The organism is Clavibacter sp. MX14-G9D, from assembly GCF_032917815.1.
In the GTDB taxonomy this organism is placed as follows: Bacteria; Actinomycetota; Actinomycetes; order Actinomycetales; family Microbacteriaceae; genus Clavibacter; species Clavibacter michiganensis_K.
This window is the reverse complement of sequence record NZ_JAVCVL010000221.1, coordinates 1-4353: the sequence shown is the minus strand read 5'-3', so window position 1 is coordinate 4353 and position 4353 is coordinate 1. Positions and strand designations below refer to the sequence as shown.

Below are 4353 nucleotides of genomic sequence, written 5' to 3'. Positions count from 1 at the left end.
CCTGCATCGACGAGTGCCCGGTGGACTGCATCTACGAGGGCGAGCGGTCGCTCTACATCCACCCCGACGAGTGCGTCGACTGCGGCGCGTGCGAGCCGGTGTGCCCGGTCGAGGCCATCTACTACGAGGACGACCTGCCGGAGAAGTGGTCGGACTACTACACCGCGAACGTCGAGTTCTTCGCCGAGATGGGCTCGCCCGGCGGAGCCACCAAGATCGGCGTCGTCCCGACCGACCACCCCGTCATCGCCGCCCTCCCGCCCCAGGGCGAGCACGCGTGAGCGCGGTTCCCGACCTCTTCAAGGCGGCCTTCCGCGGGCACCCGGCCGGCGTCGCGCTCATCACGGCGCGCACCCCGGACGGGCCCTCCGGCCTCACCGCGTCGAGCGTCGCCTCGCTCTCGGTGGACCCGCCGGCGCTCTCCTTCTCCGTGACGCGCGCCACGGGATCCGCGGGCGCGATCCTCGAGGCCGACACCTACCTCGTGCACCTTCTCGGCGGGCAGCACGCGGCCCTCGCCCGGGCCTTCGCGGTCTCCGGCTCGCCGCGCTTCACCGCCGAGCAGGGGTTCCAGGAGCTCCCGACCGGTGAGCCGCTGCTCGCCGACGCCCGCGCCGCCCTCCGCTGCCGCACCCTGCAGACCGTGCCCGTGGGCGGATCCGTGCTGGTCGTCGCCGAGGTCCTCGACGTCATCCTCGGCGAGCCCGCCCCGCCGCTCGTCTACCGCGACCGCCGCTTCCACCTGCTCGAGGACGACCACCCGGAGCTGTAGGCCCAGGCGGTCGCCCCGGCGAGCTCACCCTCGAAGCCGGCCGTCCCGGCCGCCCGGCCTCCCTGGCTCTCGGGCAGGCATCGCGGAGTGGATCGCCGCCGGTCGTGCCCGAGCGACGACGGTCGAGCGAGGATCTGTCGATGCATCCCCGTGTCTGTCGAGATCCGACAGACGCAGGGAGACGAGGGGAGATCGACCATGGACGGCACAACGGACCCCTAGGCGCCCGGCGCCGGTGCCCGCCCCCCCGCACTCGCGCCACGTCCTACTCCGAGCGCCTCTTCCCGTACCGGCACATCCGCGAACTCGAACCCGAAGCCGCCGCCTCTGCACTCACGGTGCCCGCTGCCGACGAAGGTGTCGCATGGACCGACGACGCCATCGACCTCGTCGTCACGCTCACCGGCGGGTATCCCTACTTCCTCCCGGAATACGGCTCGGAAGCCTGGCTCGAGGCCGCGTCATCGCCGATCTCCCGGGACGACGCACAGAACGGCGCCGGAGTCGCCCTCCGCCACCTCGACGACGGCTTCCATCGCACCCGCTGGGACCGGGCCACACCCCTGGAGAAGGAATACCTCCGCGCCATGGCTGCCGACGGCGACACCGGATCCACGACCGCCGACGTCGCACGCCGACTCGACCGCACCACGCAACGCCTCAGCGAGATCCGCCAGAACCTGACCGACAAGGGCATCATCTCCGCACCCGAGCATGGACGGATCACCTTCACCGTGCCGTGGATGGCTGCGTTCATCGATCGACAGCCCTCCTGACCCCGGTCGCCCTCGCGTCAGGCGTTCATGAACTCCGAGGGCTCCAGCGCGCGCTCCACGATGCGGATGTCGCCGATGGAGCCGGGGAACACGTGGTCGAGCCGGCCTCCGTAGTGGTTGGCGCCGACGAGCCACGACCTGCCGGCCGAGGCGAGCCCGCGGTTCGGCGTCGTGGGGTTCCGCACGACCGGGTTCCCGTCGACGTACATGGTCGTGTGCTGGCTGTCGTTCACCACGGCGACGTGCCACCACGTCGCCGCCGGCAGCTCGTGCGACCAGCTCGTGAGGGATCCGTCCTGGCTGGTCGGGTAGACGCACCACTGCATCTCGCGGCTGCCGGAGACGGTGAGGACCACGGCGGGCTCGTCCGGGTCCCCCGAGGCGGCCGCCTTGCCGGCGTCCCTCGCGGACGCCGACTGGGAGACGATGGAGCTCCACGCGTCCCCACCGCCGTAGCCCTCCGGGATCCGCAGGTAGGCCTCGAACGTGTAGCCCTGGCGGAAGGTCGCCGTGTCGAGGGGTGCGCCGTCGACGGTGCGCAGGTGGTCGCCCGAGGCCTTGCCGCCCGTGAGCGTGAGGCTGCCGGCGCTCGGCGAGTCGTCGTGGTGCTCCGCCGAGTAGCGGAGCGATCCGGGGGCGGCGCCCGCCCGGTCCGCGACCACCAGGTCGTTGCCGTGGCCGGAGGCGTCCGGGATGCGGGTGGCGGGGCCGAGCGCGGATCCGTCCGGCTGCCCGTCGAAGCGCCAGTACGCGACCGTGCCGGGCACCAGCATCTCCGCGGCGGGGCGGGGTGCCCGTGCGGGGACCGGCGCGAAGCCGGCGAAGCGCCGCGCGAAGTCGACGGACACGGTGAAGCGGTCGACGTCGCCGGAGAGGCTTGCCTCCTCATCCGCCAGCTCGTTGCCGGTGCCGAGGCCGCCGCCCAGGATGAAGGGCGAGAGGGTCTCGACGTCGATCGCGTCCCGCTCGAGGTCCACGTGGTACAGCCGGATCATCGCGGCGCCGCCGTAGTAGCGGTCCTGGTAGTTGACGAGGTGCAGGTGCACGTCGTGGCCGGCGCGGTTCGCCAGCGTCGTGCGGCCGGGCTTCCAGTAGTGGCCGTTGAGCGTGAGGAGGACCTGGTCGTGGTCCGCGATGAAGGAGTCCCAGAGGCCCTGGCCGTGGTCGTCGAGGGCGGCGGATCCGTCGGGCCGGGAGTCGACGATCGCGTGCGCCGTGAGGATCACCGGCAGCGTCGGATGCGCCGCGAGCACGCCGCGCGCCCACTCCACGCCGCGGGCGCTGGTGCGCCAGTCGAGGGCGAGGACCAGCCAGTCGAGGCCGCCCGCCGTGAAGGTGTGGAACGTGTTGTAGCCGTCGGGGCTGGATCCGCGGAAGCTCGGCGACCTCGCGAAGCGCTTCGGGCCGAACGCGTCGAGGTACGGCGTGCGGCCGCGCTGGTCGTCGCTGTCGCCCGGCACGTCGTGGTTGCCCGCGAGCACGCTGTAGGCCGCGCCCGCGCGGTCGAGGAGCGTGAACTGCGCGCTCGCCGCCTGGACCTCCGCGGCGGCGCCGTTCTGGGTCACGTCGCCGAGGTGCGCGAGGAAGACGATGTTGTGCCGGTCGCGCTCCGCGAGCACGTACCGCAGCGAGGCCTCGAGCGGCTCCGGGTGGATCGCGGCGCCGTCGAACAGGTACTGCGTGTCGGGCAGCACGGCGATCGTGAAGCGCGGCGACGCCGTGTCGGGCTTCCAGCGCGCGCCGGGTCCCTGCTGGGCGGGCGGCGCCTTCGCGGCGGTGGGAGCAGCGGCGGCGGCCGCATCCGCGGCGGTCGCGGGGAGCGCACCGCCGAGCCCGGCGACGCCGAGCGCGCCGGCGGCACCGCCCGTGATGAGGAACCCCCGGCGGGACAGCGCCGAACGGGACGGGGCCGATCGGGACGGCTCGGAGCGGGGCGTGGTGTTCGGGTCCGTGGTCACAGAGGACGACGGTAGGGGCGGCGGGTGAACGCGCGGATGCCGGGGCGTGGACGGCGGGCGGCAGCCCCGCCGCCGGGCGCCAGCCGTTGCCGTGGGCGGCGTCGACCCGTCACCCTGGGACGATGCGGATCCACGACGAGCCCTTCGACTTCCCCGAACTGCCGACCGCGGACGGCGTCACCGCGCGGTTCGGCGTCGACCTCCTCACCTTCGCCCCGCAGCCGTCCGTCGAGGAGTGGGGCGTGAGCGCCGGCACGCAGATCCCCGACGGGCGCCCGGAGGTGCTCGTGGAGGCGAGCCTGGTCTACACGCTGTGGCGGGAGCCGGCCGACCGCGACGACCCCCGCAACCGCGGGACCCTCACCGAGGCGGAGACGGCGGCGCTCGACGCGCCCCTGCCGCATCCGCTCCCGCGCGCCTTCGAGGAGGTCCGGCAGCGGATGCGCTGGGCGACGCTGTGGGAGGCGGTCCGCACGACGCCCGTGCACCCCGCCGACGCGGGGGTGCACGTGCCCGACCTCCCCGGGGCGCTGCTCGATCACGCCGCGCACATCGTGGTGAACGGCTTCCGCGCCGGGCGCACGGACGGGACGTTCCCGCCCGTCGTGTCGTCCCCACCCGGTCCCGACGGCCTCGAGCCGGCGTCCATCGAGGTCGACGGCGTCCTCGTCGACGGACTGCGGCTCGCGCACGACCCGGACGTCGTCGCGGTCGGCGCCCGCGTCGGCGATCGGATCCTCACCGCGGTCGTCGCGCGGGCCGAGCTCGCCCACGTCCGCCTCGCGTTCGTGACGCGCCCGCGGCCGGCCTAGCGCCCGGCCGGCCTAGCGCCCGGCAGGCCTAGCGC

Annotated in this window: 5 protein-coding genes; 4 read left to right on the top strand and 1 reads right to left on the bottom strand. The window is 74.0% G+C overall.

Annotation, left to right across the window (positions count from 1 at the left end):
* The 3 genes from fdxA to Q6969_RS13465 all read left to right on the top strand — a co-directional run.
* A partial coding sequence (gene fdxA / locus Q6969_RS13475; protein WP_317230896.1) for a ferredoxin occupies positions 1–281 on the top strand: 281 nt, incomplete at its 5' end.
* Positions 278–772 carry a flavin reductase family protein gene (locus Q6969_RS13470; RefSeq protein ID WP_317230895.1) on the top strand — a complete coding sequence of 165 codons (495 nt, stop codon included), beginning with the start codon at positions 278–280 and terminating at the stop codon, positions 770–772. The genes fdxA and Q6969_RS13470, both read left to right, overlap by 4 nt.
* A gap of 338 nt (positions 773–1110) precedes the next feature.
* Positions 1111–1548: a hypothetical protein gene (locus Q6969_RS13465; protein WP_317230894.1), complete on the top strand. Its 438-nt coding sequence runs from the start codon at positions 1111–1113 to the stop codon at positions 1546–1548.
* Between the two features lie 17 nt (positions 1549–1565).
* On the opposite strand, the gene Q6969_RS13460 is transcribed toward Q6969_RS13465, so the two are convergent.
* Positions 1566–3506, bottom strand: a complete 1941-nt coding sequence (locus Q6969_RS13460; protein ID WP_317230893.1) for a LamG-like jellyroll fold domain-containing protein — start codon at positions 3504–3506, stop codon at positions 1566–1568.
* A 122-nt stretch (positions 3507–3628) separates the two neighbouring features.
* Between Q6969_RS13460 and Q6969_RS13455 the strand changes: the two genes are divergently transcribed.
* Positions 3629–4318 (top strand): hypothetical protein, encoded by a 690-nt coding sequence (locus Q6969_RS13455; protein WP_317230892.1) that lies wholly within the window; start codon positions 3629–3631, stop codon positions 4316–4318.
* The last annotated feature ends 35 nt before the right edge of the window (positions 4319–4353 follow it).

Bases quoted from the DNA above. Each gene is read 5' to 3' on its own strand.
- Q6969_RS13455 (WP_317230892.1), top strand. From the start codon at position 3,629: ATGCGGATCCACGACGAGCCCTTCGACTTCCCCGAACTGCCGACCGCG.